At 62.4% G+C, this 26,113-nt stretch carries 27 protein-coding genes; 12 read left to right on the forward strand and 15 right to left on the reverse strand.

Annotation, left to right across the window (positions count from 1 at the left end; all coding sequences use genetic code 11):
• Window positions 1-17: 17 nt before the first annotated feature.
• The 4 genes from GPL20_RS14360 to GPL20_RS14375 all read right to left on the reverse strand — a co-directional run bounded on the left by GPL20_RS14360 (window position 18) and on the right by GPL20_RS14375 (window position 5,214).
• On the reverse strand, window positions 18-1,472 hold the full coding sequence (locus GPL20_RS14360) for a lipopolysaccharide biosynthesis protein (protein ID WP_157330129.1): 1,455 nt from the start codon (window positions 1,470-1,472) through the stop codon (window positions 18-20).
• A gap of 48 nt (window positions 1,473-1,520) precedes the next feature.
• Window positions 1,521-2,579: an acyltransferase family protein gene (locus GPL20_RS14365; RefSeq protein WP_157330130.1), complete on the reverse strand. Its 1,059-nt coding sequence runs from the start codon at window positions 2,577-2,579 to the stop codon at window positions 1,521-1,523.
• Between the two features lie 82 nt (window positions 2,580-2,661).
• Window positions 2,662-4,017, reverse strand: a complete 1,356-nt coding sequence (locus tag GPL20_RS14370; RefSeq protein ID WP_157330131.1) for a hypothetical protein — start codon at window positions 4,015-4,017, stop codon at window positions 2,662-2,664.
• Window positions 4,018-4,023: 6 nt separating this feature from the next.
• Window positions 4,024-5,214, reverse strand: a complete 1,191-nt coding sequence (locus GPL20_RS14375; RefSeq protein WP_347340032.1) for an acyltransferase family protein — start codon at window positions 5,212-5,214, stop codon at window positions 4,024-4,026.
• Window positions 5,215-5,579: 365 nt separating this feature from the next.
• Between GPL20_RS14375 and GPL20_RS14380 the strand changes: the two genes are divergently transcribed.
• From GPL20_RS14380 to GPL20_RS14405, 6 genes are all read left to right on the forward strand, one after another.
• The gene (locus tag GPL20_RS14380) at window positions 5,580-6,962 is read left to right on the forward strand and encodes an O-antigen ligase family protein (protein WP_157330132.1); all 1,383 of its coding nucleotides are present in this window, start codon (window positions 5,580-5,582) and stop codon (window positions 6,960-6,962) included.
• Between the two features lie 27 nt (window positions 6,963-6,989).
• On the forward strand, window positions 6,990-7,634 hold the full coding sequence (locus tag GPL20_RS14385; protein ID WP_246250499.1) for a hypothetical protein: 645 nt from the start codon (window positions 6,990-6,992) through the stop codon (window positions 7,632-7,634).
• 159 nt (window positions 7,635-7,793) lie between these two features.
• On the forward strand, window positions 7,794-8,435 hold the full coding sequence (locus GPL20_RS14390; RefSeq protein ID WP_157330133.1) for a transglutaminase-like cysteine peptidase: 642 nt from the start codon (window positions 7,794-7,796) through the stop codon (window positions 8,433-8,435).
• A gap of 393 nt (window positions 8,436-8,828) precedes the next feature.
• The gene (locus GPL20_RS14395) at window positions 8,829-9,377 is read left to right on the forward strand and encodes a hypothetical protein (RefSeq protein WP_347340033.1); all 549 of its coding nucleotides are present in this window, start codon (window positions 8,829-8,831) and stop codon (window positions 9,375-9,377) included.
• A 20-nt stretch (window positions 9,378-9,397) separates the two neighbouring features.
• Window positions 9,398-11,608: a GNVR domain-containing protein gene (locus GPL20_RS14400; protein WP_167533022.1), complete on the forward strand. Its 2,211-nt coding sequence runs from the start codon at window positions 9,398-9,400 to the stop codon at window positions 11,606-11,608.
• Window positions 11,592-12,392 carry a hypothetical protein gene (locus GPL20_RS14405; protein WP_157330136.1) on the forward strand — a complete coding sequence of 267 codons (801 nt, stop codon included), beginning with the start codon at window positions 11,592-11,594 and terminating at the stop codon, window positions 12,390-12,392. Before GPL20_RS14400 ends, GPL20_RS14405 begins: the two co-directional genes overlap by 17 nt.
• A 67-nt stretch (window positions 12,393-12,459) precedes the next feature.
• On the opposite strand, the gene GPL20_RS14410 is transcribed toward GPL20_RS14405, so the two are convergent.
• The 3 genes from GPL20_RS14410 to GPL20_RS14420 all read right to left on the reverse strand — a co-directional run bounded on the left by GPL20_RS14410 (window position 12,460) and on the right by GPL20_RS14420 (window position 16,302).
• Entirely contained in the window at window positions 12,460-13,620 is a 1,161-nt protein-coding gene (locus GPL20_RS14410) for an acyltransferase family protein (protein WP_157330137.1), read from the reverse strand.
• Between the two features lie 34 nt (window positions 13,621-13,654).
• A complete protein-coding gene (locus tag GPL20_RS14415) occupies window positions 13,655-14,749 on the reverse strand; it encodes a glycoside hydrolase family protein (protein WP_167533023.1) in 1,095 nt (364 codons plus the stop codon).
• A 128-nt stretch (window positions 14,750-14,877) separates the two neighbouring features.
• Complete coding sequence (locus GPL20_RS14420; RefSeq protein ID WP_157330138.1) at window positions 14,878-16,302, reverse strand: undecaprenyl-phosphate glucose phosphotransferase; 1,425 nt, start codon at window positions 16,300-16,302, stop codon at window positions 14,878-14,880.
• 344 nt (window positions 16,303-16,646) lie between these two features.
• Between GPL20_RS14420 and GPL20_RS14425 the strand changes: the two genes are divergently transcribed.
• Together GPL20_RS14425 and GPL20_RS14430 are read left to right on the forward strand one after the other, a co-directional pair.
• Window positions 16,647-16,925 carry a hypothetical protein gene (locus GPL20_RS14425; RefSeq protein ID WP_254126275.1) on the forward strand — a complete coding sequence of 93 codons (279 nt, stop codon included), beginning with the start codon at window positions 16,647-16,649 and terminating at the stop codon, window positions 16,923-16,925.
• A gap of 169 nt (window positions 16,926-17,094) precedes the next feature.
• Entirely contained in the window at window positions 17,095-17,829 is a 735-nt protein-coding gene (locus GPL20_RS14430) for a metallophosphoesterase family protein (RefSeq protein ID WP_157330139.1), read from the forward strand.
• A 21-nt stretch (window positions 17,830-17,850) separates the two neighbouring features.
• Here GPL20_RS14430 and GPL20_RS14435 read toward each other — a convergent pair whose 3' ends face one another.
• The 3 genes from GPL20_RS14435 to GPL20_RS38815 form a co-directional block, all read right to left on the reverse strand.
• Window positions 17,851-18,273: a hypothetical protein gene (locus GPL20_RS14435; RefSeq protein WP_157330140.1), complete on the reverse strand. Its 423-nt coding sequence runs from the start codon at window positions 18,271-18,273 to the stop codon at window positions 17,851-17,853.
• A 51-nt stretch (window positions 18,274-18,324) separates the two neighbouring features.
• Window positions 18,325-18,627, reverse strand: a complete 303-nt coding sequence (locus GPL20_RS14440; protein ID WP_157330141.1) for a hypothetical protein — start codon at window positions 18,625-18,627, stop codon at window positions 18,325-18,327.
• Window positions 18,628-19,005: 378 nt separating this feature from the next.
• Window positions 19,006-19,161 carry a hypothetical protein gene (locus GPL20_RS38815; protein WP_167533024.1) on the reverse strand — a complete coding sequence of 52 codons (156 nt, stop codon included), beginning with the start codon at window positions 19,159-19,161 and terminating at the stop codon, window positions 19,006-19,008.
• Between the two features lie 344 nt (window positions 19,162-19,505).
• On the opposite strand from GPL20_RS38815, the gene GPL20_RS39170 reads away from it, so the two are divergent.
• The 4 genes from GPL20_RS39170 (at window position 19,506) to GPL20_RS40155 (ending at window position 21,248) form a co-directional block, all read left to right on the forward strand.
• Complete coding sequence (locus tag GPL20_RS39170; RefSeq protein WP_205751165.1) at window positions 19,506-19,652, forward strand: hypothetical protein; 147 nt, start codon at window positions 19,506-19,508, stop codon at window positions 19,650-19,652.
• 291 nt (window positions 19,653-19,943) lie between these two features.
• The gene (locus tag GPL20_RS14455; protein WP_157330142.1) at window positions 19,944-20,168 is read left to right on the forward strand and encodes a hypothetical protein; all 225 of its coding nucleotides are present in this window, start codon (window positions 19,944-19,946) and stop codon (window positions 20,166-20,168) included.
• Window positions 20,169-20,400: 232 nt separating this feature from the next.
• Entirely contained in the window at window positions 20,401-20,652 is a 252-nt protein-coding gene (locus GPL20_RS38820) for a hypothetical protein (protein ID WP_167533025.1), read from the forward strand.
• A 224-nt stretch (window positions 20,653-20,876) separates the two neighbouring features.
• A complete protein-coding gene (locus GPL20_RS40155) occupies window positions 20,877-21,248 on the forward strand; it encodes a VanZ family protein (protein ID WP_157330259.1) in 372 nt (123 codons plus the stop codon).
• Window positions 21,249-21,324: 76 nt separating this feature from the next.
• On the opposite strand, the gene GPL20_RS38825 is transcribed toward GPL20_RS40155, so the two are convergent.
• The 5 genes from GPL20_RS38825 to GPL20_RS14490 form a co-directional block, all read right to left on the reverse strand.
• Window positions 21,325-21,609, reverse strand: a complete 285-nt coding sequence (locus GPL20_RS38825) for a hypothetical protein (RefSeq protein WP_167533026.1) — start codon at window positions 21,607-21,609, stop codon at window positions 21,325-21,327.
• A 109-nt stretch (window positions 21,610-21,718) separates the two neighbouring features.
• Window positions 21,719-22,162 (reverse strand): hypothetical protein, encoded by a 444-nt coding sequence (locus GPL20_RS14475; protein WP_157330144.1) that lies wholly within the window; start codon window positions 22,160-22,162, stop codon window positions 21,719-21,721.
• A 152-nt stretch (window positions 22,163-22,314) separates the two neighbouring features.
• The gene (locus GPL20_RS14480) at window positions 22,315-24,042 is read right to left on the reverse strand and encodes a chemotaxis protein (RefSeq protein ID WP_157330145.1); all 1,728 of its coding nucleotides are present in this window, start codon (window positions 24,040-24,042) and stop codon (window positions 22,315-22,317) included.
• Between the two features lie 5 nt (window positions 24,043-24,047).
• Window positions 24,048-25,139 carry a protein-glutamate methylesterase/protein-glutamine glutaminase gene (locus GPL20_RS14485; RefSeq protein ID WP_157330146.1) on the reverse strand — a complete coding sequence of 364 codons (1,092 nt, stop codon included), beginning with the start codon at window positions 25,137-25,139 and terminating at the stop codon, window positions 24,048-24,050.
• Window positions 25,140-25,155: 16 nt separating this feature from the next.
• The gene (locus tag GPL20_RS14490; protein WP_157330147.1) at window positions 25,156-26,010 is read right to left on the reverse strand and encodes a CheR family methyltransferase; all 855 of its coding nucleotides are present in this window, start codon (window positions 26,008-26,010) and stop codon (window positions 25,156-25,158) included.
• Window positions 26,011-26,113 lie beyond the last annotated feature (103 nt).

The raw sequence follows: 26,113 nt of genomic DNA on the forward strand, positions 1-26,113 counted from the left end.
ACATCCACCAATCTCTATCAACTTGCCGTGGGCAGGTTCGCCTGAATCGGCTGAGCCGACCCACCCAGCAACGACTGCACGCTGCTCCAGATTCGGCGCCTGAATACCACATAGCTGCCAAGCACGATCAGCGCATAGACGGCTGTCGCGATCAGCCAATGCGACAGGGTTGCGACATCACCCTTGGTCGCAACGAGCGCGCACAATGCGCCGAGCGACGTGGCGACCGTAGCGGGCATGAGCGCACCGAACAACGAAGCATAGGAGACCGAGCAATTGCGGGCTCCAATCATCAGCATGAGGGCGCAAACAAGAACCGATACGACCAGATACACGACGGCGACGGCCGTGAGCCCGAACGGCAACGCGACGAGAAACGCCAGAATCATGCTGGCGCTGTTGGCGGTGCTCACCCAGAACTGGAGCCGGGCCTTGTCGTGGGCCAGCAGAATCGGCCCGGCATAGGCCGCAATCGACTGTGCCGCGCCGGCGGGCGCGAGGATGGCGATCAACGGCAACACCTCCTGCCAATGCGGCGAGAGGAACGTCGCAACGGGATATTTGAGCCCGAATGTCAGGTAGATCATCGTCGGGAACGTGATCATCGCCGTCATGCCGAGCACCGCGCAAATCGCCGCCTTGCGCCGTTCCCGCTCGCGCTCCCCGTTCATGCGGCTCAAGGTCGCCATGAGCACTCCGCCACCAGGCCATGACAGGATCATCAGCGGTAGCGTCATGAACTGGAAAGCGAGACCGAACAGGCCGACCGCCGCCGCGCCCAGCTTGGCGCCGATCATGAGATTCCCGACATTTCTCGCGGCAAAGTTGAGGACGTTCGAAGCCAGCACCCAGCCGCCGAATGACAGCATCAGGGCGACGCCGCGCCATTTGAAGGACAGGTGAATGTGGCGTCTGGTGTTCACATAGAACGCGACAGCACGCACCGCCTGCATCAGGACGTAATACGCGATCAGCGCCCAGATCCCCCACCCCAACAGGGCGCCCACCACGCCGACGACCGCGGCAACCAGCGCCGCCCCAGCCTCGATCATGGCGATCGTCTGGTATCGCAAGGACCGCTCCAGAACCGCGCGCGGGCCCATCGCCGAGATGGACAAGACGACCGAGCCCGAGAGAGCGGCCAGCACAGCCGGAAGCCCCTGCATGTCGACGGCGGCTCCCAGGGGCTTCGACGCCGCGGCCAGCACCAGCGCGCAGCCGATCCCGATCGCCACCATCAGGGTCGTCGCCGCACCGGCTTCCTCCTTCGTGAGCGACGTTCTCTGGATCATCGCGCTCGACAGCCCCAGATCGGTCAGCATGGAGATGAATGCGATGAACGGCAGCGAGAAAGCGACGAGCCCGAATTCCGTGGGCGTCACGAAATACGTAATCAGCAGCGTGATGAGGAACTGAACAGCCGACTTCACGATGTTCACGCTCGACATCGAGAGCAGATTCTTGATGATCATGATGTCACCCGTACGTGATCCGGCTGAAACGATCGCGAAGGGACACGCTCAGGCGACATAGCGGGCCTCCCGGCGCACTCCGAAGAACAAGCCCCGCAGCGCCGGATCGAGCAAACGGCGGAACCTCACCTCGATCAGTTCGTAGCTGACCGTACCTGCTATCAGTGCAGCAATCAGGCCAACACCTGCAAACCCGGCCCAGAGGAGCCAGAGACTGACGCCATATGCAGCCAGCTTCACGCCGATGACCTGCAACGGGAATAGCGCAAAAGGATGGACCAAATAGAGGCTGTAGCTGATCTTTCCGAGGAACTGCAGGAATTTGCCGCTCAAGGCGACGGCAATGCCGGAGTCCGGCGCAAGGACCATTCCAAACAGCAGCGCACCTGGAAGCAGCGCGACCAGCGGATGCACATATTCGATCGACACATACATCGCAATTCCGCAAAGGACGCCCGCCAGCAATCCGGGCCAGCCGACGACACGAATCCGCAGATCGACGAGACTGAACAGCAGTCCGACCAAAAAGAAAGCAGCGATCGGCCGAAACGCGATTCCGGCAAGACCGAGCAGGATGAACGGCGCCGCCAGGAGCCAGTTCCTCCGCTGCACCACCATCACGAAGATCACGGCGAACAGGATGTAGAACGCCCATTCGTAAGACAGGGTCCAGGCGTTCTGCTGGCCGATCGGCAATCCCAGTGCATCCGGCAGGAACGTGAGATTGACGAAGAACAGCTTCAGATATGTCGGCAGATCGATCCCCTTGAAGAACTTGTAGCCAACCAGGGGGCCCGCCGTGAACAGGATCAGGTGCAGGATCACGAATACGGGGAGGATCCGCAGAGCGCGATCGAGAAAGAACTTCCCGACACTGCGGTGACGCATCAGGCTCGCCGGAATCAGGAAGCCGCTGATCATGAAGAACAGTTCGACCCCGTGCCCACCCAAGTTGACCGTCGCTTCAAGCCACGGCCAGATTGGAGGTAGGAAACCCGCCAGAAGCGGCATGTCCTGGAGATGCACGATCAGCACGCTGAGCGCCGCGATGCCGCGCAGCCCCTGAATCGCCTCTATGAAGTTCCTGCCGTCTCCGCTCACTGCCATGATCCGATATCAAGATGGAAGAAAGTGCCGGACCAAGGCCCGCGCCGCGCTCCGCAGCTCATTGCATGCAGCAGCATGGCAATCACGCCGGCCGCGAGACGAGATCGTCGACGTCCGGCACCAGCGGCGCTGCATTCGAGGCAGCTTTGCTGTCACCCTTCTCTCGCGCGAAGACTTCGCTGAAGGCCACACCCAGCATGATCAAGCCGCTGGCCGGACCATAGGCCAGGACCGTGATGGTGAAGAGATTCATCGCGACGGTAAAGGACAGCTTGTAGATGTCCCTGGTCCTTGCGACCGCGAGGATGACCAGGGCCATGAAGACCACGAAGATCGGCCCGAACATCAGATAGGTGCCGAGGTAGAAATTATCCACCGGGACGTAATAGCTGAGCTTGTTCGAGAACAGCAGCTGCGGATAGTTGAAACAACCGAGGCCGCAGCCGACGAAGAAGCCGACCGGCATGAGATCGGCCATGTAGACGAACGGCAATTGCCAGCTGTTGTTGACGCGGTCCTGCAGGCTGAACAAGCCGCGCGACATGCTGATCAGCCCGTTGCCGGAGAACAGGGCGATCAGCACCGCCGGCACGAGGATCGACAGGAACGAAAGCAGCGCCATTCGCCGCAGCATGGGAAATTTCTCGCGCTCCGGAACGAGGCGAACGATGATGAGGCAGACGACATAGATCACCATCACGCCGAGCGACGTCTTGTTGGTGGTCAGCTTGATGGCGTAGAGGCCGATCGGCGTCCAGAACAGGCACCACAGCAAGCTCCGGCGCACCGAGCTGACCACGAATGAAATGAACACGAAGAATGCGGCCATCGTGCTGTCGGCGGCCAGTCCCGCCAGACGCGTCTCCGAAGCCGACCACCACAGCCGCGTCGCCTGCCGCGTCGTTCCGAAACTCTCGTAGGCGTATCCCACCCACGGCATCTGCATGCGCGAGGATAATATGATCCCGACGATCGTGAGATAGAAGATCGGGTGAAGCCAGCGCAGCAGTCGATCATAATCGCCGAAATTGCGCCCGCAGAAGCAGAAGCCGACGAACACCGGCGCGATCATCTTGAACGACGACATCATGCCGCTGAAATAGCCCAGGAACACGTATCCGAGGTAAAGCGCAAAGCAGATGTAGAACAACGTGAGAATCGCGACGAGGCTTCGTCCCATCAGGATGTAGCGCTGCACGAACGCGAAAATGCAGACCAGCGCAAAAATGTCGGGCAGGAACCACAGCGGGCTGATCTTGAGGACCGCCAGATAATAGCGCAGCGCGCCTGCGAGCGCGTCGCGATAAAAATAAAGGAGGAGCGCAATCGCCTCGAGACTGAAGAACGCGCTGCCCTCCTGCTGATGATGCAGGGGCATCCGCACCGGATCGACGATGCGCCAGTCCGAGCTCGGGAGAGCCGAAGAATTGCTGGACATCGCGCCTCACTCCGCCGCGGCAACAGAGGGAACGGCCGGGCGGCTGAACAGCCGAAGGACGAACCGCGATCCCGGCATTTCGACCCAGTGGTAAGTGACGTTGGAAAGAACGAGCACGCCCACCACGAACAAGGCGAGCAGCAGCGACGCCACCAACCCCGGAAGCACGTTATCCACCATCTGCAGGCGCCCCGTCCCCACGCCGCGTGCGAAGTACTGGATGAGCACGAGTACCAGCGCATGGGTCATGTAGATCGAATAGGAGCGCTTGCCGAGCCAGACCAGGGGGCGGGCCGACAGCAGCTTTGGCAGGAGCCGCTCGGGGAACGCCATCAGCGAGCCCAGCAGCGCGCCGAAAACGACCGGCGCGCAAAAGCTGAGCCGCTCGTCGAGATTGACGATGCAGACCAGCACGATTGAGACGACGGCGGCGCCGATCTGGCACGCCGACTGAACGAAGGGGCTCACCGAACGGCCTTTCCCGGAGACGAGGCGGAGCGTGAGCACGCCGACGAAGAAGCCCAGAAAGCACCTGGTGAAGCCGTTGATCTGGAAATCGAGCGTCTCATTCTTGAGCACGAAGACGATGACGGCCGCCCCGACGACCGCCAGCAGAGCGCTGAGAACATAGACCAGCTTGACGTAGCCAAGGCGCTGCGCCACGACGACGACGCCCGCAAACACGATATAGGTGTAGAACTCGGCGCTGATGCTCCAGCTCGGGCCGTTCCAGCTCAGATAGTCGAGCAAGCCCATGGCATGGAGCAAGAACACATTCACGCCGAACGAATACACGTTGTTGACCTGGAGATCCGCCGTTTCGTTGGTCGAGAAATGCAGCAGGCCGACTTCGGTCAGCGACAGCCGCATCAGGCGAAACGCCAGGAACGCGAACAGCATCACGATGTGCAGCGGATAGATGCGCGCGATACGACGCAAGGTGAACGTTCGGAAGTCGAACTCGCTGAATTCCGACTGAACATAGCTCATCGAAATCACGATGCCGCTCAGCACGAAAAACAAATCGACGCAGAGCCAGGAATTGTGAAAAAACGCGACGTCGATCCAGGCGCGATGGGGAAGCGTAGCGCCAAGCGGGTCCGATCCGACGAAGTGATGGACGACTACGCAGACGGCGGCGAGGCCCCGCACGCTGTCCAGTGGAACGTAGTGCGCCTTAGTTTGATGAGCTAGCACTTGAAAGACGCTCTACGATTCGACCAAGACGAAATGCTGCGGTGCAATATACTGCCTCCAGCCGGTGATTTGTTCAACCGAAAAGAGCCGCGGGTCGCCCATCTCCGGTGCGTAACACTGCACGACAGATGCGGCAGCAAGAAGCCGGCCCGCAACTTTGCCTCGGATCCGCGACGTGCGCATAAACTTCAGCTTTCGTGAGGCAACAGGCATTGCGTCTGGAACAGATCAGGGCTGCGCGGGCGACCATCCATGGCGTTCCCTGCGATCAATGCGAATGACGGCCAACACGTCGGCGCGCGTTCACTTGATCGCGCGCGCAGTTCTGATAGTTCCGTCGCTGCTGAGCTGAGACAGAGGGGCCTTTGGGCGCGATATCGCGATTTTTCGCCGCAGCCGTGTTTGTGCTGGCGCCACTTCCGCTCGGATCGCTCGACCTCGCGTGGATTTGCTTCTGGAATTTTCTGCTCGTTTGCAGCCTGCTGAGCGCCGATCTTTCGGCCGTGAGCCGTCGCAACGCCATGCTGCTCATTCCGACGGCAGCGGCCGTCGCAATGGTGGGCGTCATCGTCATGTTACAAATGGGGAGCGGCCCTTCTGCACAATCCGCAGCCATCTGGGAATTGCCACGGCGATTTTTCGGTCTTGCGCTGCCTGAGCGCCTCTCGGTCACCGCGCGCGGTCCCTGGCTGGCGTTCGGATCGGTCCTGCTGCTGTCGCTTGCATTCGTCCGCGCCGTGATTCTTGCAAGCGATGCGCGAGCCGCGCGTTCACTACTCCGAATACTGGCGCTGGCGGGCTGCCTGTATGCACTCTACGGAATTCTGGCGGAGCTGATCGCACCTGACATGGTCCTGTTCAGACAGAAAGAGGCCTATCTGGGCTTTGCCACAGGCACCTTCGTCAACCGAAATACGGCGGCAACGTTCTGGGGCACTTGCGCACTGCTGTTTCTGGTGCCGCTTCTGCGCACCATGCACCGCCGTCACGAAGGCGGGCCGCCGGCACAACCGAATTGGCAACAGCGGCTGGAGCAAATCTTCGCCACGCCGGTCGCACTTGGAGCTGGCTTCGCGATCTGCACGATCGCGCTCGCCATGACCGGATCGCGAGCGGGTCTTCTGCTGTCCGTAGGGGCGTTCGTGCTGGCCATCGTTCTTTACCTCTTACCGCTCGAACTCGGCAGATCGCGGAAATGGCTGGTTCTTGGCGGCTCGGCGGCAGCGGGGCTCGTGCTCTTGCAGCTCGTCGGCGGCATCGTCGCCGGACGAATCGTCGAACACGGACTGATCGATGCGCAGCGGCTTGCGGCGTATCGGGCCTCGTCGGGGATGATCCCCGATCATCAGTTGCTCGGTGTCGGGCTAGGCAATTTCGAGGCGGTTTTTCCCGCCATCAGACCGGCAGAGCTCGGCAGTCTCGGCATCTGGGATCGCGCTCACAGCACGCCATTGGAAATTGCCGTCGAATTGGGCATTCCGGCCTTTGTGGTGATCGCGCTCGTCTGCATCTGGTATTTTTACCATTTGTTTACCGGAAGCTTGCGGCGAAAACGCGATCGCTACATACCCGTCGTCGGCGCGAGCGTCGCCATCTTGGGAGTGTCACACAGCTTTATCGATTTTTCGCTGCAGATTCCCGGCTACGGCGTGTTTTTCGCCGCCATCGTCGGATGCGGCCTCGCGCAATCGCTACCGTCACAGATGCGAAAAGAGCGTGGCAAATCTGCGCAAATCGAGCTACATTAAATTATAAGTTAAGGAAATGGGCTGGCAATGAATTTGAAATTGGCTGGGCACTTCACTCTGATCGTCGCAGGACTGGCGTTGTTGGCTGGAACGCCGTCGGCATTCGGCGCAACGGGCGTCAGCACGGGCTGCGTTGCCAACACCGGGATCGTCTCGGCGGAGCGCGCCACCGACTTTCTGGCCAACCCTGGAGCCCTGCTCGATCAGTTCAAGGATGGCCAGGGCGGTCTCGCCTCGGCGGTCCGCGACCTCATGACCGCACGTCCCGAGACCGTCGAGGGCGTTGTCTCACTGGCGAAGGCCAGCAGCGCGGATCAAAGCCGCGCCATCGGCGCCGGCCTCGGCACCGCCGCCTCGGTCTGCGTCCTTTCGCAACCAGGCGTTGCCCAGCTGATCCAGGAGGCGGTTCTCAAGACAGAGAATCCTGACCTGATTCAATCGTTCACCAGCATCACGGGCGATATTCCGACCGAAGCGACGAACGGTGCCGATCCGACCGGTGAGACGACGGCGGGCGGTGGAGCAGGTTCGACCGCCGCGGAGGCGCGCGGTGGCGCGGCAACCTCGACCAATCCCACTGTCTTGAATCAAAGCGGCCCCGGCGCAGCGGCGCAGACGCTTTTTGCGGCCACCTCCACCTCGGTTCTGACCTCCGTAAGCCCGTCGCGTTGACGGTCGGATCCGCTGCGTTGGCGGCGCATTAACCAACCTTCTCCGGCCGGTCCAAAGACCGACCGGTTTCGTTACAATTGTAAATGTCCGCGGAACCAAAGCCTAAATCGTTTGTGAGATACCCTTTGCATCAAGAAAAAAACTTGAGACGGGGATGTCATGAGCTGGATTATCAAATCGCTGGTCGCGATCGGGATCGCGTCGACCGGTGCGGCGGCCAAGGCCGATACGTTGAACGAGGGTTCGCACAATCAGGCGAAGAGCGCGTTCATCCGCGAGTACGACAATGCGCTCGCGCCACTGCAATTCGTCAAGTTCTGCATGAACTATGACACTGAATGTGCGGCCGACACCGCCGAGCGGAGCCTGCCCTCGGGCGAGCGCGCGATGAGCATGCTGCGCGAGGTGAACAGTTCGGTCAACGCGTCCATCACGCCGACGCAGAAATCGACTCACCCGATGGTGGCACGCTGGACGGTTGCGCCGGCCGCCGGCGACTGCAACGACTACGCAGTCACCAAGCGTCACCAGCTGATCGAGATGGGCTGGCCCAAATCGTCGCTGCGACTTGCAGTTGTTCTGACCAACGGCGGCCAGGGCCATCTCGTGCTGGTCGCACGGCTCGCCGACGGCGATTTCGTTCTCGACAATCTGTCCGCTTCGGTGCGCCCCTGGAACGCGGCCGAGTACGAATGGATCTCGATGCAGTCCGGCGGCAATCCTCGCTTCTGGGTTGCGATCGGCGAGCATGGCGAGCGCCTTCGCGCCACGCGTCTTGCGATGCTGCGGACCGCCGAATAGGCCGGGTGCAAGTTCACTCTACCCGTTTCCCCTATCGCGGGTTGCGACAGGCGCGAGGAGATGGTCCGCTGGACCGTCCTCGCGCCTTTTGTCTTTATGTGTCTTGGCGTGGCGCTTGCCTAATCGTTGTGCTTCAGGCATGCGAACATGTGCAATCATTCGCCGAATCTGCGCCTGATCGCAGCAGGAACTTCGCTTGTGCTGAATGGCGATGCGGAGCCCGTGAGGATGGCAATTCGATCCGTATTGGTTTATATTTTGCGCCGCACAAGAATTTGACATAGTTTTGGGTCATCAAGGACCTACGGCCTAAATCGATACGCCACCAATCATTCGCAACGAGATATGAGCGCGATACTCCTCAAACTCGATAGCTTGTTGCGCGGTGGTGCCGTGGCCTCATGGATCGCCGCTGCCATCGTCGTCGTGCTATCTGCAACGCTCGACACGCCGGCGCAGGCGCAATGCGTCGATCGCGGCGAACGCGCCCCGCAGGCGGCGGTCAATGCTTTCGTCTCGGACCCGTCGGTTCTGCTGCGACAGTCGAAGAACGACAGGGACAAGCTTTCGGGCCGACTGACCGGATTGCTGGTGACCGACATCGCCGCGCTCGACCCGGTCAAGGACATGTTGCGCGAGGCCAGCCAGGCCGATCGCGTCGCCATCGGCACCGGGCTTCATCGGGCGGAAGAGCGTTGCGTCGCGACCAAGCCCGACGTGGCACGCAGGATCAGCGAATTCGTTACAAAGCTCCACGACGGATCCGTGCTCAAAGGATATTTCCAGGATCAGGACGCCGCGATGGCGCCCGTTCCGGGGAACGCGGCTCCGCCGACGACCACCAACCTGCCGGCAGGCTCGAGCGCGAGCGCCGGGCTGATGTCGGGTGAATGGAAGACCGAGCTCGCCGACCCGTTCAAGCCCGTTCCCCTCCCCGAGTGACAACTTCAAGATTCCCAGAAATGTTTCAGCCACGAGATCAGTTTCCGCAACGTCCGAGATATGCCATCGAGGTCGGTGGCACGACGCTCAGCGCCGAGCGTGCCCTGGACATCGTGCGTCGCCAATGGCCTCTGATCGCGGCCATCGTGGCCGGGACGCTCGCGCTCGTTCTCGTCTACCTGATCCTTGCGACGCCGATGTACACGGCAAATGCGCGCATCCTGATGGACACCCGCCAGACCCAGGTGCTCGACAAGGACAGCGGAACGTCCAATGCGCTGATCGACCCGGGATTTGTCGACAGCCAGGTCGAGATTCTCCAGTCCGACGACCTGCTCCTGTCGATCGTCCGGCGCCTGAAGCTGACCGAAGATGCGGAATTCAACGGCTCCGATCCCGGATTGCTTCGGCTGGTGATCGGCAAGATCATATCGCTGTTCGGATCGGATGGTCCTCCCAGCAAGGAGCGGGTCGAGCGGGGCGCGGTCGAGCTGCTCCAGAAGAATCTCAAGGTCGAGCGCGTGCTGACCACCTATGTCCTCTCGATGAACTTCCGCTCGATCGATCCCAACAAGGCCGCGCAGATCGCGAACGCAATCGCGGACGCCTACATCGTGGGCGCCCTGGAGGCGAAGTATCAGTCGACCAAGCGCGCCGGCGAGTGGCTCCAGCAGCGCAGCGCCGAGCTGCGCGAGCAGGCGACGGCGAGCGATCGCGCCGTGCAGACGTTCAAGGCCGAGAACAACATCGTCGGTACCAGCCGGGGTCTGATGAGCGAGCAACAGCTTGCCGACGCCAACTCGCAGCTCGTCACCGCGCGCGCTGCAACGGCGGAGGCCAAGGCCCGTCTCGACCGCATCGAGGCGCTGCTCGACAAGGATCTGGTCCAGCCGACGGTGACGGACGCCCTCAACAACACGGTCATCACTCGCCTGCGCGCCCAATATCTCGATCTCGCGGCCCAATATGCCGATTGGTCGACCCGCTACGGCAAGACCCACCAGGCGGCCATCAACCTGTCCAACCGCATGGACGAGCTGCGCAAGGCGATCGCTGACGAAGTACGCCGTATCGCTGACGCCTATCGCAGCGAGTACGAGATCGCCAAGAGCCGTGAGACCTCGCTCGAGGAAAACCTCAAGAACCTCGTCTCGCAGGCCAGCAGCACCAGTCAGGCGCAGGTCAAGCTGCGCGATCTCGAGAGCGCGGCGGACACCTATCGCAATCTCTACAACAACTTCCTCGAGAAGCTGCAGAACGCGACGCAGAACCAGAGCTTCCCGATCAGCGAAGCGCGCATCATCGGCACGGCGGTCAAACCCGACAAGAAGAGTTCGCCCAAGACGCTGCTGGCGCTGGCAGGCGGCCTGCTCGGCGGTCTCTGTTTCGGCTTCGGTGCCGCCTTCACGAAGGAGCTGCTGAGCGACGTGCTGCGATCTCCAACCGACGTCGAGGATCAACTCGGGGTGAAATGCCTTGGAGTCCTCCCCGACATTCGGCCGGCCAGGGCTACGGCAGAGAATCCGGAACCGAACATATCCAGCTACGTCGTCGAGCACCCGTTCTCGCGGTTTGCGGAGACGCTGCGGAACATCAAGGTGTCGATCGACGTCGCGCGCCTCTCGCGCGAGGTCAAGGTGATCGGCATCCTGTCGTCCTTGCCGAAGGAAGGAAAAACCACGGTCGCCGCCAATTTCGGTCATCTCACCGCGCTGACCGGCCACCGTACGCTGCTGATCGACGGCGACCTGCACACCCGCTCGCTGACGCGGGCGCTGGCTCCCCATTCCAAGACCGGCCTCGTGGAGGCACTCAAGGATCCGCGCGCGTTCGGCTATCACATCCAGCGCAGCAAGGAGAGCGGACTCGACTTCCTGCCCTCCGTGGTCGCATCGCGCATGGTGAACTCGGCGGACGTGATTGCCTCGAAGTCGATGGCCGACCTGCTCGCGGTGGTGCGCGAGGACTACGAATACGTGATCATCGACCTGGCACCCGTGATGCCGGTGGCGGACGCCAAGGCCGTCAGCCATCTCGTCGATGCGATGGTTTACGTCATCGAGTGGGGCCGCACGAGCCGCAACGCGCTCCAGGAGTCGATGGCGAGCTCCGAGGGCATTCAGAAGAAGCTTCTGGGCGCCGTGCTCAATCGCGCCAATCCGAAGATGCTCAAGCGGATCGAGGCGTATAAGGGCTCGCACTACAACAGCTATTATGTCGAGGGAGCCTAGCGCCACCGCGCCAGCGACGCAGGCAGAGAACTCGGCGCTTCGCTGGATTCTGCGCGGCTCGACCGTTGCGCTTGCCGCGGTCGCGCTGACCTGGATCGCAACCGTTGGCCCCGATGTGACCAATCCCTCGGTTCCGCAGATCGCGAGCCGTGTTGCGCGCGGCGAGCGCTACGATCCGGACCGGCTGAGATGGATCGTTGCGGACAATTTGTCATCCGCGCGGCGATTGTGCCTTGCCAGGACGCTGCGCGAGCTGCTGCTGCTCCAGCTCGCAATCGCCGATGAATCGACCCGTGCGGGCGACCTGAAGCAGATCGACGCCGACGCAGACGCCGTCGCGTCCACGAGCCGCGCCTTGCTGGCATGCGCACCGACCGAAGGACTGGGCTGGTTCGGCAGTTACTGGGCCGAAATCCGCCAAGCCGGCTTTGGGCCGCGAACGGCCGAGTTGCTGGCTCTCTCCTATCGCTTCGCGCCGCACGAGGCCTGGCTTCAGCTCATCCGCGCGCCGCTGGCTCTTCGCGTCTTCAACGCGGCCTCGCCCGAGCTCAGGGATCACGCTGTCCAGGACTTTGCCGACATCTTCCAGGCCCGCCTGTTCCCCAGTGCGGCCACGCTCTATCAGGCGGCGGGCACGGAAGCGCGCGTCGCGCTGCTCGAACGCACCTGCAGCGCGCCGGATGCCGATCGGGACCTGTTCGCGCATTTCGTCGCGGAGAAAGGCCTGCGGATACGCCATCGCTGCTATCCAGCCGACGCCGACGGCGATCCACTGAGCCACTGAGCCCGGCAATGGACATCGGTGGAGATGCCGATGTCCGGGACAAATCGGCGCGGCGCAGACGCGCCGCCTATTTCAGCTCGGTTCGCGGCACGCCCTGCGAGGGATTTTCGGGCAGGTATTGCACGAAGAGCTTGGTCAGCCCTCGACGGCTGCGAAGGATCGGCGATTCGAAGTACTTCCAGGACAGATGCGCCACAGCGTAGGAGATCGCGAAGCCGATGGCAGCGCCCGCGGTGATCTTCACGCCGTTGGGCACCGACATCCCTCCATAGAGCGTGAGCGCCCTGCCGAGCGGGTTCGGGATGAAGTTATGAACGAGATAGAAGCCGTAGCTGATCTTGCCGAGATGCTCGAGTGGCTTCCACTCCAGCGCCTGAACAAAGACGCTTTCCTGGTTGGCGCGAACCCACCAGATCAGAGCGACCAGGCAAAGCCCGATCGCAATGTCGATTGCAGGGGCGAAATGCGAGGGTGCATCGTAAATCACGCCGTTCGAGCACAGCGCGAACCCGACAATGAGGAGAGAAGCGAACGTCGCGTTGCCATACGGTGCCCATTCCCGCCTCTGGAGGTGCAGGATCGTGATCGCGCCACCGAACGCGATGAGGCTGAAGTTCCAGGGCGACAGGGTGTGGATGGCCGTGTGATTGAAGCCCGACGAATACATGAGGAAATGGCCGACCAACCCGAGGGCGACGACGCACATGCAGGTTACGAAATGGCGTTCCAGAGGAAGCAGGATGAAGAGGAACGGCGCGATCACGTAAAACTGCTGCTCGACCGAGAGCGTCCAGAGCACGCCGAAGGGGCCCGCGGTCCCGCCGATGACGCTGCCGATCCAGTAATTTGACAAGTACACGAAGTGATATCGGAAGCCGAGGTCGGGTCCCGCGTGCTGAAAATACGACCGGGTCAGGAACAGGATGGCGAGAAGCGCATAATAGGCGGGAAAGATGCGCGTCGCCCGCTTGACCCAGAAGGTGACGATTTCCGCAGCGGAGCGGGACGCAGCCGTCTCGACCTTGCCTCGCTGCCTATTCAGCTCCCCGATGATCAGAAAGCCGCTCAGGATGAAGAATATCCAGACGCCAACGCTGCCAGAGTAGAACTGCAGTCCGCATTTGTGATTGAGATAGACCAGGATGACCGAAAGACCACGCAGTCCATTGAAACCCAAAATGCTGGCTGATTTCTCGGCCTTGACGCGGTCAGATCCAAGTAGAGACATTGCTGGTTCTTCTTTTTCATACGGAGACCTGAAGCTATAGCCCCCTGGTTCTCAACTCCGTCAATTCCTCGGCTGACAGACGGCCGCCGGCAAATTCCGAAAGAAGGAAGAGCGCAACCTTGGGCCTGTCGATCTCGTACAGGAGCCCGAACCTGTTCTCCGGAGGCTTCTTCTGCGGCTCGTCGAACAGCTCGTAGACCATGACGCTTTCGATCTCGACGTCTTTCTGGTTCTTGAGATACTGGAAGGTATCGCGCAGCGATCGGAGGCATTGCTCCGTCAGCGGATCGCCGGGCTGATTTCCATAGGCCGGCTTGTAGATCTCGGCGCAGTTGACTTCGTTGAACGTCACCGGGCGGTGATAGGACGCCAGCTTCTTGAAGAGATCGAAGGGCGGGTTTCGCCCGTTCCAGTGTCGATGCGGATTCTGCCCCGCCACCTCGTAATAGTGGTAGGATATCACGTCGTACTTGACGCCGCGGGACTCCATGAAGTCCAGAAATCCCAGCATTGTCGACGTCGTGTTCAGCACCTTGCGCAAATGGCTTCCGGTTTCGCGATTGATCTGATCGATCGCGTCGGAGGCGCCGTGCAGCACCTGGGCCCAGTCTTCCATGATCGGCATTTCGAAGTCTGCCGCAGTCATCCCGCGCCCGAAAAGCTTCTTCCCGTCGGAATCGAGAGCAAGCAGGTTGAGCTCGTTCTCCAACTCCCAATCGCGGACATCTTCTGCGAACTGCCGGACGAACGCATAAGTGCGATCGTAGCCCTGCCTGTAGAGGGCGTCCCGGTCTCCCTTGGGGTACCGCCCCTTGTCGGTGCGGTCGCCGTACCGGAAGGGAAAGTTGATGAGAGGATGAAGCGTGATTGAATATTTTCTGGCCAGCGCGATGGTTTGCCGGAACATCGGCGCTTCGACCGATTCGGTGTCCTGCGTGAGATTGAGGCCAGTCCTGTATTGCGTAAGCCCTCGCTCCTTCATCAGCTGAAAGACGGGCTCCAGATTCATGCGCTTTTGCGGCGGACCGCCGACCCCCCATTCCAACGCGATCGCATCAGAGCAGGACAAGCCGATCGCGCAGGCGAGCAGCAACGGCAAGACGACGAACTTGGCGAGGCGATGGCTCAATCTGCAAACCTCGGCGTTTCGGTGGACCAGATGGCCGGATGGGCAGCAACGCGTTGTGTGCTGCAAGATGCAGGCCGCACGTCAAGCATATCCGACGCACGACAAACGCGCGCCCGATGCAGCCCGGCTCAGTAGGCTTCCTGATGGACCAGCGCCAGCGCGGTCTTCAGGATGATCCGGATGTCGAGCCAGATGCTCCAGTTGCTGACGTACCAGACGTCGTACTCGACGCGCTTTTCCATCAGGTCGATGGTCGGCGTCTCGCCGCGGAAGCCGTTGACCTGGGCCCAACCGGTCAGGCCGGGCTTCATGTGGTGCCGGTACACGTAATTGCTGATCAGCTGGTCGTAATAATTGTCGTGTGCCAGTGCGTGCGGGCGCGGCCCGACCAGCGACATCTCCCCGCGCAGAACGTTCCAGAGCTGCGGCAATTCGTCGATGCTGGTCCGCCGCAGCACGCGGCCGACGCGCGTGACCCGTGCGTCAGTCCGTTTCGCCTGCGTCACGGTGTGACCGTTCTCCGCCACCGTCATGGAACGGAACTTCCAGATGTCGAACGGCTTGCCGTTGAAGCCGCGACGAGACTGCTTGAAGATCACGCTCCCCTTGGAATCGAGCTTGATCATGATCGCGGCGGTCACCAGGAGCGGCGCCAGCAACAGCAGCGCGAACGAGGCAAGACCGATGTCGAGGCAGCGCTTCTGCGCCTGCTCGAACACGCTGAGCGGCGCGCGCTGGATCTCGATCGCAACCGTGCCGCTAACCGGCTGGAACGGGCGCGAGACCAGATCGGCGATCGGGAAATCGGGCAGAAGGCGGATCGGCTGAGGCACCACGCGCAGATGCTGGCTCAGCTTCTGGAGAAGCGGCATCTCGTCCCAGTCGATGACCAGAAGATATTCTTCCACATCCGCCGTGCGGGCCTGGCGAATGATGTCGCGAATCTCGCGATCCCAGCCCGCTTCCTCCTCGGAGGGCTCGAGCACGAAATGCCGCACGACATTGAAGCCGTGCTTGCGCAGATCCTTGAAGCGGGTCGAGGTGAAATCGAGCGGCTTGAGGCTGAGCAGCACCACCTTGCGGTCGACCAGGCGGCCCTTGGCATAGCTCGAGTTCAAGGCCACGCGCCACAATACGCGGAGCCCGCCCAGGGCGACGCCGCCGGTCGCGGCGAACAGCAGCGTGGTTCCGCGCGACAATTCGGCAGACGATTTGAGCAGGAACGCTTCGACCGCGAGAATGGTCAGCGAGATCAACCAGACCGCGAGTGCCTTGCGGAGCTGCCAGACCGTATGGAGCAGACGATGGTGATCGTAGACGCCCTGGAAATATGCAATCGTCACGAACACGGCACTGACGACGAGACCGGCGCCGACGGACGAGTCCTGCTCGGACACAAGGAGGCGATAGAGACCGCTGGCCGCGAAATAGCTGAACAGTACGGCGACGAAGTCGCCCGCGATCAGCGCAATCTGGAGGGGTCTTTGGAGGGCACCGCGGCGGTTCGATATAGCCGAATAATAGTTTTCCGAACCATAAGTTGCTACAGCCATCCGAACCTCGCTGCCTCGCCCCACATTCGCAATCGGTGACTGCGAACCAACCATCCAAATTTTCGACGTGCGCCGAAGTATATCTTAACTAAACAAAGCGACATTGCGGCAGTGCACCGAAAAAATCAAACCGATTTTTGCGCAACGCAGCGCATCAATAAGAGTATGCTCAAACTCCTGTCACACACGTGACAATTATGCGGGCAACACGCCGCGTTTTCCGTCAAATCGCATCATTTTGGTATAGCATCACGCGCGCATTTGAACGGCTGTTCAACCATGCCGCTTAATCCGTTGTTAGCTCGCGCTCATTAACACTCGTGGCCAATTCAGGGAGTTGTGTCGTGAGTACCGTTGTTGTCTTCAGTCTGCTGATCGGATCGTTGCTGGGAGGCCGATTCCGAATCTTCATCCTGCCTCCTGCCATCATTCTCGGTGCGGCCATCATCGGCGCCGGCTCGGCCTGGCAGGGACATGATTCGGCTCACACTGTCGTGACGATTCTCGTCTTCGCTGGCGTGCTCCAGCTTGGCTATTTCTGCGGCGCGTTTCTGCTTCGCGTGCGAACGCAGGCCTATCGCGGCAAGGCCGCACCATCATTCGACAGAGGAAGCTTCGGCTAGCCCGGCCGGGCGCGCAGGGATCGACGATCCGCGGAATGGGCGGGCGATCGGCAAGGCGCGCAAACGAGCCCTCACCATCAGGGTGAAGAAAAAAGCGGCTCGTGGCGCCCGGATTTCGTCGATAGCATATTGACATCTCGGGCGAAGCTCTCTGAAAGAGTTGGACCCCATGTCCACGACTGCGCCCCGAAATTCGCCCCGGCCGAAGCTACCGAACGGTGTGCGCATCTATGCGATCAGCGACATTCACGGCTGTGCACATCTGCTCGAGCAGATGTTCGCCGTCATCGATGCGGACATGGCGAACAGCCGGCCATACCGCGCAATCGAGGTCTTCCTCGGCGACTACATCGATCGCGGTCCGGATTCGCGCCGCACCCTCGATCTCCTGATCGGGCGCAGCCGCCGCCGCAACACGGTCTTCCTCAAGGGCAATCACGAAGCCTATTTCACCTCGGTGCTGGAGGATCCCGCCCGCGCCACCGAATGGTTCAAGTTCGGCGGACTCCAGACTGTGATGTCGTACGGCGTGTCGGCCACGCCTGGCCTTGGCAGAGACGAGCAGCTCGATCTCGTGCGCGAGCTCACGTCCGCGATGCCGCCGGAGCACATCGCGTTCCTGCGCCAATTGCGGCCGACCTTCACATGCGGCGACTTCTTCTTTGTCCACGCAGGCGTGCGTCCGGGAATTCCGCTGTCCGAACAACGCGAGTCCGACCTGTTGTGGATCAGGGACGAATTCCTCCAGAGCAAGCGGCGCTTCGGCAAATATGTCGTGCACGGTCACACGCCGGTGCGTCAGGCCGAGTTGCTGGAAAATCGCGCCAACATCGATACCGGTGCATATGCCACCGGAAATCTGACGCTGCTGTCCATTCAGGGCAACAGCATGCTCGCGATCTAGCCGCCACGTCGCGGTGCGCCGTCAGTTAGCGGAGCTTGCCGGAGGCCGATATTCCGGGAAGCGACTCAGCATCGCCGCCTTCAGGAATTTGAAATGAGCGATCGAGGCGCCGAGCTCCTTGAGCCGCCGCTGGCCGTTGAGGATCTCCTTGTCGAACAGATCCTGGTGATGGTTGTCGAGCGCCTCGCGCTCGAGATATTCGTCGTCGCCGTTGCCGAAGGTCACGGCCGCGCGCGCCAGCACGTCTTCAACCCGGCGATTCAGACCTGACTGTTCCCGCTCCGCCGCGTGCAGGGCGTCGTCGATCGCGATCATGATGGCTTCGATCCGCGCGCGATCGGTTTCGGCGTCGCGCTCGGGCGAGCGCGCGCGGAACGTCTGCTCGCCCCCGAAACGGTCCTTCAGGAAGTTGTGGGTGCGGGCTCGCAGGAAGAGCTGAAACATGCGTGCATTTTCCGGTTCGAAGCGCCAGACCAGAAAATGGGTCCGGGATGGTTAATAAAGCTTGAATCCTTCGCGCCGCTCCGCCCGGCTTTGAGCCATCCAGGCCTTCCAGGCGCCCTCATGCTTCTCGTAGAGCTCGAGCCGGCGTTGCTCGCCGGCATCTGCCCACAAATCGGAACCGCCGGACGCGGTCTGCACCCGGCCGAGCCCCTGCTGGCCGTCAAGCCGCTCGAACTCGAAGGTCTCCTCGGGCGTCAGGCCGATCAGGACGCGCCGGCCTCCCGCATCGACGAAATACCGACGCGGCGCATTGTTCGTCGGGCCAGCCATGGCGTCCACCCGTGCCCCCGTCATGACCCGCTCCTCTGCCGCGATATTCGCCCCTGTCGCATCGGTTGTAAACCCTCAGAATGCACGTCGCGCCCTTGCCAGTGAATTGTTCTGCCGGGACGAGGCGGGACTGTAAGGACGTCGGAACGCATGACGCTCCGCGCGCCCGTCGGAGCGCCGCGCACGCATGGCATAGCCGGCCGCAAAGCCTGCGAGGACCGAGACCAGGATCACGACTAGCATCATTCGGAATTCTTCCCAGTTACCGTGCGTCTCGTTTTCGTGATGCGGCATTCTCATCTTCGAGTTGTGTCCAGATCATGATGAGCGCCGCCGATTTTCATGTCACGTCAGAGAAATTTTGGGCAGCACCGTGCACGCGAAGTGATCTGCCCGCGCCTTTCAACTGAAGAACCAAAGGAACAATCGCACCAGCAACAGCGTGATGAAGTATACCCAGCCCGCCATCGCGATCAGCGCAACGCTGAAAAATGCGCCTTCGAATGCGCGTTCTCTGATTTTCGTGAGGGGGAGTGCCGCTCGCGCTTTCTGAAGCATCTCGGTCTTCTGATTTGTTCTGATTTTTTTCGTGGGCCCGTGTGCCACCATAGCCGAACGAATTCGACGATCTCGTGACGACTTGTTTGAGAGCCGCGCAATGCTGCCCCGTCCAGATCGCTGCCGCCTGCATGCGGCGCCACTGGATCTCTTCTCATTCGAAGCCGCCGCGCTCGGCCAGGCGTGCGGCTCTCCGAAACAGAGACCGAGTGCGAGCGACGCCGACTTCGTCAAGCTGACGTGGCCAGTCCGACCCGCGATCCCGCCATCTCTTCGCGCAGCAATGCATCGGCGAGACCGCGGGCCTTCGTGCGCTGTTCGAGAAGGACCGTCCCGGCGTCGCGATGAAGAGCTACGTTGATCGTTCGATCGCAGGCCAGGCTGAGTTCATCCAGACCATTGTGGTGAAGCGCAGCTGCGATCTGCTCGACGAGATCTCACCCGGCACCGTCGCGCGCCGCGGCGGCAACGACCAACGTGAACTCGGCTAGCGGCCCCGCGAGGATTTTCAAGGGCGGACTTTCCGACATCCATTCGCCAGCTCCGCGACAACCGGCATGGTGGCAGAACATCCCTCGGTCACCGGCGATCAGAGCGTGCGATCGGTTTTGGTTAGCGAAACTCCGTGGTTCTACGGAGCGATGCGAGCGATTTTGTCCAGGTAAGGTTGAGCAGTTAGCTTAATCCGCGTTGTTTGTTGCGAATGCCGACGGATCGCATATCCATCTCTCGCACCGGACTCCCCAAGTCCGGCCCCACCCAAGCAAAGCCGTCGAGCGAACATGGGTCCGCTTGGCGGTTTTGTCGTTATGGACGAGAGGATGGTTTCGGTCATGGCGCGCAGGCCCTGGTCTTTCAAGGAAGACCGCCGATTGATGGAGTTGGCCAAGTCTTCGACTTCGCTGGAACAGGCGGCGAAGCTTCTTGGGCGCTCGCCCGATGCGATCAAGCGCATGGCCTTGCGCCTCGGCCTGTCGCTGAAATCCAAGGGCACCAAGAAAAACTAGCGTCCGGTGCGCCGGCCGTGCGCGACAATTCGTGTCCGTGCGCGACCTCCTCACCAGTCGATGAATGGATGCCGCCAATCGACGCGGCTCGACGCCTTCAACGCTCTCGATCTCTCCGCGCCTGGATGTTAAGCTAGCCCGCGACGAAGATTGAATGTCGTCCCTTTCCGGTGGAGAACGGTTGCTCGACCGTCTTTGACGTCCGCCCGATGGTTTGTTGGAGGAATGCACCATGCTGTCCCGCGCACTCGCCGTAGCTTTGCTCCTGGCGCTGCCTTCAGTGGCGTCGGCGCAGGTCCCCGTGCGGTTCGGATTTCCGAACGGCGCGCCGTGGTGCGCCTTTGGGTTCGATTGCAGATTCCTGAATTTCCGGGAATGCGCCGACTGGATCTATGATCCCGCGCGAAACTGCCTCAAGAATCCCTATTTCGCGGCTCGCTACCCGACCGACATCGACAAGGGCTGGTCCTACAACCGGCGTTGAGCGCCGATCCCTGCGAACAGCCGGGTGCGCAGCGTCGCGTCCGGCTCGATGACAAGAAATTTGGGCAGCGACATCTCTACGAATTGACCGAGGTGGAGTTGCGCCGGTCCGACTTCGCCGCCGCGAGCCTCCCGAACGAAATCGCAGTTCCGGAGTGTGAGGACCTTAACGATGTTCTCCGCTTTCGAAAGCGGCCGGCTGGCCGACCCGCTATGCTCGCGCCCATGCGCCGCAATCACTTCATTGCAGCCGCGGGCATCTGCCTCGCGCTCATCGTCTATGCCACGCTGGCCAAGCTCGCGGGCAGGCCGGCGCTCATGGGCCATGCGGAGGCCTATTGGGTCGTCGTCATCGAGCGCTTCAGCGCCTACGGGCTGCTGGGCTTTCTTCTGTCCTTCCTGCTGCCGGGGCGTCTCAAGCTGGCCTGCGCCCTCGTGGTCGCCGTTGCGATCGGGCTCGAAGTCTTGCAGGCGGTGACGCCGGATCGCGATCCGCGGCTCATCGATGTGCTGCAAAAGGCGGCCGGCGGCACCGTCGGCGTCCTGCTCGCCCAGACGATCCTGGCGTTCCTGCCCAGACCTCCGTCCCAGGGCTGATGGCTTACGTCGCCATCTGCCCGCGCAGCTCACCGCCGGGATGACCTGTTTCGAGGAGCCCGTCGACGCGACGGGCTTACGCCACTCCGCGCCGCACACTCGACCGATCGGCCGCGAGAACCCCCGACATCTGCTGATGCGCACCGCGCAGCGCCTTGATCGCATCATCGAGGTCGAATTCGGCCTCGCGAATGGTCTCGAAGAACCGGGCCATCAAGGCAAGGTTCAGCTTGACGCGGGTGTTTCCATCGCGGCTCTTGCGGCGATCGAGCGACAGATGCAGCGCCTGCATCCTGGCCTCGGCGGCGCTGCAGCCGCAGAGTGTCGCGAGTTCGTCATATGTCATCCAGATTTGAGGCATGTCCCTGTCCGTCCCTTGTTATGAGCCTCAACCTAGCTTTCACCCCTAAAGGCACGGTTGCCGCGGCGCGGTCGCGCCATGTTTTCGCGGCAGCAGCGTCAATGCATCGCTAAGAGGCGGGAGTCCTCGGCACGAACGGGGGTCTCGGCCGCGCGCGGCTATCCCCGCCCCTGGGCAACTTGTCGGCGTTGAGCTTCACGACCGCGCATCGGGCGTCGGCGGCCGGCGTGTCTTCCCGGCTGTAGATCAGCGTCGCCTCGAACGTCACGTCCGGCGCTTGCCTGGCCTTTCCCGAGCAGGTCGCCATCGCCCCGCTGCAAACGCCCGAAAGCTCGACCTCGACCTCGTCGGGACCGAACACGGTCGGTGGGCCTTCGGCATATCGTTTCGTGGTCAGGACCGCAGTGAAACGCTGCTGATCGACCTGGTAGGAACCGCCATACGTGAAGAAGCTGTCGCTGCCCGAGATCCGCCCCTCGGCCAGGTGCACGACGCCGGTGCCCTGGCCATGCGGGGTCCTGAACCAGGCAGCATATTTGCCGTCTCTCAGCATGAGAACCATCCGTCGCAAAAGTTCACCCGTATTTGCAGCCAACTCTGGGGCGCGACAATGACCGATGCCGTGAGCATTCCGCCACGGTTAACGTCCTACAAAGCCAACCTGTCAAATTGCCGCCGGCGCGCGCGGCGAGCCCGGCGGCGGCGTCAGAACAATTCTATGCCGTCCTCTGCGGTCTCGACCGCCTCGACGCGGCGCGTGGCTGCGATCGACGCGAGCCCGAGCGTCTGCAGGAATTCCCGGTGCACGTCCCGCTCGCGCTCCATCGTGTAACGTGCGAACAGCTCGTCGAGCATCGCCTCGTCCTGCGCGCGCGGTTGCGGTCGCTGCGCGCCGGCACTCGCCGTCTCGAGCCGCGCGGCGACCGCGGGTAATGCCGCGGAGCCTGCGCCGAGCTCGCCCATCAGGCCTTGAGCCGAATTCATTAGGCCCTCGAATTCCGCACCTTCGTCGACGAGCCGGCTCATCAGCTTGCCAAGCCGTTCATTGCCCGCCTCGACCTCGCGCAGAGCCTGGAGGATCTGCGGCTCGAGCCTGGCGAGATGCGCCGGATCGCCCTGCACGCGCAGCTCCTTCAGCTCCCCGGCCGAGCGCTCGATGCCGTCGAGCACGGGCTTCAGGCGCCCTGCGCCGACCGAGACCTGGTCGGCGGTCGTCTTGAGTTCGTTGGCGATCACGACGAAGGCGCTGCCGCGGCTGCCGAGATGGCTTGCCTTGAGGCCGGCATTCATCCCGATCAGGGTGATGTCGACGGTCGCCTCGGCAAGCCCCGCGATCGCCTGGCGAAACTTCGTCAGCGTGTCCTCGACGAGCGCGAGCGCCTCGTCGACCGAGCGGCCGGCGCCCTCGCAGGTCGTGATCAGGGTCGAGGCCTGCGCCAGTGTCTGCTTGATGTGCGCGAGGAACGACGACGAACCGCCATCCTCTCCGCCGAACAGCGCGCGGCCGTGGCCGACGACGCTGCCCGCATCGTGCAGGATGGCAGTCAGCGCGCGAACGATCTGGCCGATGTCGCCGCCGAACTCGCGCTGGGCATCCCTGAGCTGGGCCGCCTGCAACCGGCAGATCGCGCGCGCGCCATCGTCGCTCGCCACTGGATCCGGAACGAGGCTTGGGGTGGAGCCTGACGCAAGGCCGAGGCCGTGACAGACGTGCTCGAGGCGCTGGCGCGTGCTGTCGCCGGCCTGCAACGATATGATCGCGCCGCCGACCGCCTCGGCGATCTTCCCTGTGCTGGAGCTCGCAAAGTCGGCGAGATCGCTGCTCTTGCTGCGCTGGTCGCGCAATCCGGAATAGGCGGCGCCGAGTTCGGCGCTCTCCGTTACCAATTGGGCCCGATAGCGGCTCTCGAACTCCTTCTGCCGGCCGGAGGCGGTAGCGACCGCTTCGGACAGGCGCTGCTGATCCCGCGCGCAGCTCTCGATCGAGCGTTGCACGGCCTTGCCGAGATCATAGGCCTCCTGCGTGAAGGCCAGAAAGCCCTCGCGGTCGCCATCGAGCGAAGCCGCCTCGATCCGCGCGCTGCGCGCGATGATGGTGATCATCTGGATGTGCTTGAACAGCGGCTTGAGCAGCGAAGAGGCCTCCGCGGTGCTCTTGCCGATAATCTCCAGCAGGGCGCTCTCCGCCGGCAATGCCTGCGCGAGCTCGCCGAGCCGGGCGGCGATCTCCTGCAAGGCGGTCGCGGCGCCCTCGATCTCGGCGCCGGACAGTTCCTCCGAGAGCGTCGCAAGACCCTGGCTCAGCTCCTTGAAGATGATGTGGCCACGCCCGAGCTCGCGACCGACGCGCGAGAAGACGTCCTCGATGCGCGACGAGACGTCCTCGACCGCAGCAATCGTCTCGGTAATCGAGTTGGCCGGAATGGCGGACATGGCGATCAACCTGCCACCGCCGCGTGCCCGGCCTGATACCAGAGCATGATCTCGCGCGGGATATGGTGCAGCGAGACGACCTTCTCGACACCGCCATGGGCAATGGCTTCCTTGGGCATGCCGAACACCACGCAGCTCTCCTCGTCCTGCGCCCGCGTCGAGGCGCCGAGCTTGCGCATCTCCAGCATTCCGCGCGCGCCGTCATCGCCCATGCCGGTCATGATCACGCCGAGCGCGTTGGCACCCGCGTGCTGGGCCGCCGAGCGGAACAGCACGTCGGCCGACGGACGATGCCGCGACACCGGCGGCCCGTCCTTGATTGCGATCTGGTAGCGCAGGCCGATGCGATGGAGCAGCATGTGACGGGCACCCGGGGCGATATACGCACAGCCCGGCAGCACCGGCTCGCCGTCCTCGGCTTCCTTGACCCGGATCTGGCAGACGCCGTCGAGACGCCTGGCGAAGGCCGCGGTGAAACCCGCCGGCATGTGCTGGACGATGAGAAGCGGGGGACAGTGCGGCGGCAGCATCTCGAGGACGTCGTTGAGCGCTTCGGTGCCGCCGGTCGAAGCACCGATGCACACGATGCGTTCCGTCGTCGGCCGGACCCTGCCCTGCACCGGCGGCGGGATGATGGCGTCGGCCGTCAACTTCTTCTCGATCGCGCGCCGCTCCGCGCGCGGCCGCACCCGAGCGCGCGCCGCCGACTTGACCGCCTCGCGCAGCCGCGTCGAGCATTCGAGCAGCGCCTGTCTCGTATCGATCCTCGGCTTGGGCACGATGTCGACGGCGCCGGCCTCGAACGCCTCGAACATCACGTTCGAGCCTTCCTCGGTCAGCGAGGAGCAGATGATCACCGGGATCGGGTGTTGCGCCATGATCTTGCGCAGGAAGGTCATGCCGTCCATCCGCGGCATCTCGATGTCGAGGATGATGACGTCGGGAATCTCGTTCTGGAGCCGACGCGCCGCCGCGAACGGGTCCGAGGCTGTTCCCATCACCTCGATGTCCGGATCGTCGTTCAGGATCGTCTGAAGGATTTGGCGAACCGACGCCGAATCGTCCACGATCAGTACGCGAACTTTCCCCCTCGGCATTCTGGTTGCGCTCCGGCTAGACCTTGAAAATGGTTGGCTGGACTTGCTTCAAACCCGGCACGGCACTGTGAATCATCGATTCCGAATGCCCGACCAGCAGATAGCCGCCCGGACGCAGGTGGCTGCACAATTGCTCGATCACCTTGCGCTGGGTCTCGCGCTCGAAATAGATCAGGACGTTGCGGCAGAAGATGATGTCGACGTCCCGGTCGACCGGATAGGACGAATCCATCAGGTTCATCCGCATGAAATGCGTCATGCGCCGCAACTCCGGCACCACCCGCACCTCGCCGCGCGACCTGTCCCGTGACGACAGGAAATATCGCTTCACGAAGTTTTCCGGCACGGGCGCGAGCACGTCGCGGGTGTAGATCGCGGCCTTGGCAAGGCGCAGCACCGCGGTCGAGATGTCGGTCCCGAGGATGCGGTACTCGAACCGCGAGCCGTTCCGCGTCATGTCGTCCAGCACCATCGCCGTGGTGTACGCTTCCATGCCGGTGGAGCTCGCCGAGCTCCAGATCTTCAGGTTCGCGTTCCTGCGCCCGTGCGACTTGAGCAGAGCGGGAATCGCGATGTCCCGCATGAAGGTGAAGTGCTGCGGCTCGCGGAAGAAGTCGGTCTTGTTGGTGGTCACGACATCGATGAGATGGGTCAGCTCGGTATCGAAATGATCCGCCTCGAACAGGTTCTCGACATACTCGTTCAGATCCGAATAGTTCAGCGCGCGCACGCGCTTGTGCAGCCGCCCCTCCAGCATCAGCCGCTTGCCGGGCGGCAGCTTGATGCCGACCTGGCCTTCGATCAATTCGGCGATGGTGCGGAAGTGACGGTCCGACAGATGCACGGCCGTATCCTGCACGGCAGGCATCATGGCTGCCTGCCCGGGCCCGGGACGGCCGCCTGCATCGCATATCGGGCCATACGGACCATCTTGAATCCACGCTCTCGCACAGGCACTGAAAAACGGATCGGCC

It is taken from the genome of Bradyrhizobium cajani, from assembly GCF_009759665.1.
GTDB classification, from domain to species: domain Bacteria; phylum Pseudomonadota; class Alphaproteobacteria; order Rhizobiales; family Xanthobacteraceae; genus Bradyrhizobium; species Bradyrhizobium cajani.

Excerpts from the sequence above, each read along its gene's own strand:
- GPL20_RS14390 (WP_157330133.1), top strand. The coding sequence starts at position 7,794 with ATGAGCTGGATTATCAAATCGCTGGTCGCGATCGGGATCGCGTCGACC.
- GPL20_RS14365 (WP_157330130.1), bottom strand. The coding sequence starts at position 2,579 with ATGGCAGTGAGCGGAGACGGCAGGAACTTCATAGAGGCGATTCAGGGG.
- GPL20_RS38815 (WP_167533024.1), bottom strand. The coding sequence starts at position 19,161 with ATGCTTCAGAAAGCGCGAGCGGCACTCCCCCTCACGAAAATCAGAGAA.
- GPL20_RS14480 (WP_157330145.1), bottom strand. The coding sequence starts at position 24,042 with ATGTCCGCCATTCCGGCCAACTCGATTACCGAGACGATTGCTGCGGTC.
- GPL20_RS14385 (WP_246250499.1), top strand. The coding sequence starts at position 6,990 with ATGAATTTGAAATTGGCTGGGCACTTCACTCTGATCGTCGCAGGACTG.
- GPL20_RS14420 (WP_157330138.1), bottom strand. The coding sequence starts at position 16,302 with ATGGCTGTAGCAACTTATGGTTCGGAAAACTATTATTCGGCTATATCG.
- GPL20_RS14440 (WP_157330141.1), bottom strand. The coding sequence starts at position 18,627 with ATGACGGGGGCACGGGTGGACGCCATGGCTGGCCCGACGAACAATGCG.
- GPL20_RS38825 (WP_167533026.1), bottom strand. The coding sequence starts at position 21,609 with ATGCCTCAAATCTGGATGACATATGACGAACTCGCGACACTCTGCGGC.
- GPL20_RS14430 (WP_157330139.1), top strand. The coding sequence starts at position 17,095 with ATGTCCACGACTGCGCCCCGAAATTCGCCCCGGCCGAAGCTACCGAAC.
- GPL20_RS14370 (WP_157330131.1), bottom strand. The coding sequence starts at position 4,017 with ATGTCCAGCAATTCTTCGGCTCTCCCGAGCTCGGACTGGCGCATCGTC.
- GPL20_RS40155 (WP_157330259.1), top strand. The coding sequence starts at position 20,877 with ATGCGCCGCAATCACTTCATTGCAGCCGCGGGCATCTGCCTCGCGCTC.
- GPL20_RS14435 (WP_157330140.1), bottom strand. The coding sequence starts at position 18,273 with ATGTTTCAGCTCTTCCTGCGAGCCCGCACCCACAACTTCCTGAAGGAC.
- GPL20_RS14455 (WP_157330142.1), top strand. The coding sequence starts at position 19,944 with ATGGGTCCGCTTGGCGGTTTTGTCGTTATGGACGAGAGGATGGTTTCG.
- GPL20_RS14400 (WP_167533022.1), top strand. The coding sequence starts at position 9,398 with ATGTTTCAGCCACGAGATCAGTTTCCGCAACGTCCGAGATATGCCATC.
- GPL20_RS14490 (WP_157330147.1), bottom strand. The coding sequence starts at position 26,010 with ATGATGCCTGCCGTGCAGGATACGGCCGTGCATCTGTCGGACCGTCAC.
- GPL20_RS14475 (WP_157330144.1), bottom strand. The coding sequence starts at position 22,162 with ATGCTGAGAGACGGCAAATATGCTGCCTGGTTCAGGACCCCGCATGGC.
- GPL20_RS38820 (WP_167533025.1), top strand. The coding sequence starts at position 20,401 with ATGCTGTCCCGCGCACTCGCCGTAGCTTTGCTCCTGGCGCTGCCTTCA.
- GPL20_RS14360 (WP_157330129.1), bottom strand. The coding sequence starts at position 1,472 with ATGATCATCAAGAATCTGCTCTCGATGTCGAGCGTGAACATCGTGAAG.
- GPL20_RS14405 (WP_157330136.1), top strand. The coding sequence starts at position 11,592 with ATGTCGAGGGAGCCTAGCGCCACCGCGCCAGCGACGCAGGCAGAGAAC.
- GPL20_RS39170 (WP_205751165.1), top strand. The coding sequence starts at position 19,506 with ATGAAGAGCTACGTTGATCGTTCGATCGCAGGCCAGGCTGAGTTCATC.
- GPL20_RS14485 (WP_157330146.1), bottom strand. The coding sequence starts at position 25,139 with ATGCCGAGGGGGAAAGTTCGCGTACTGATCGTGGACGATTCGGCGTCG.
- GPL20_RS14410 (WP_157330137.1), bottom strand. The coding sequence starts at position 13,620 with ATGTCTCTACTTGGATCTGACCGCGTCAAGGCCGAGAAATCAGCCAGC.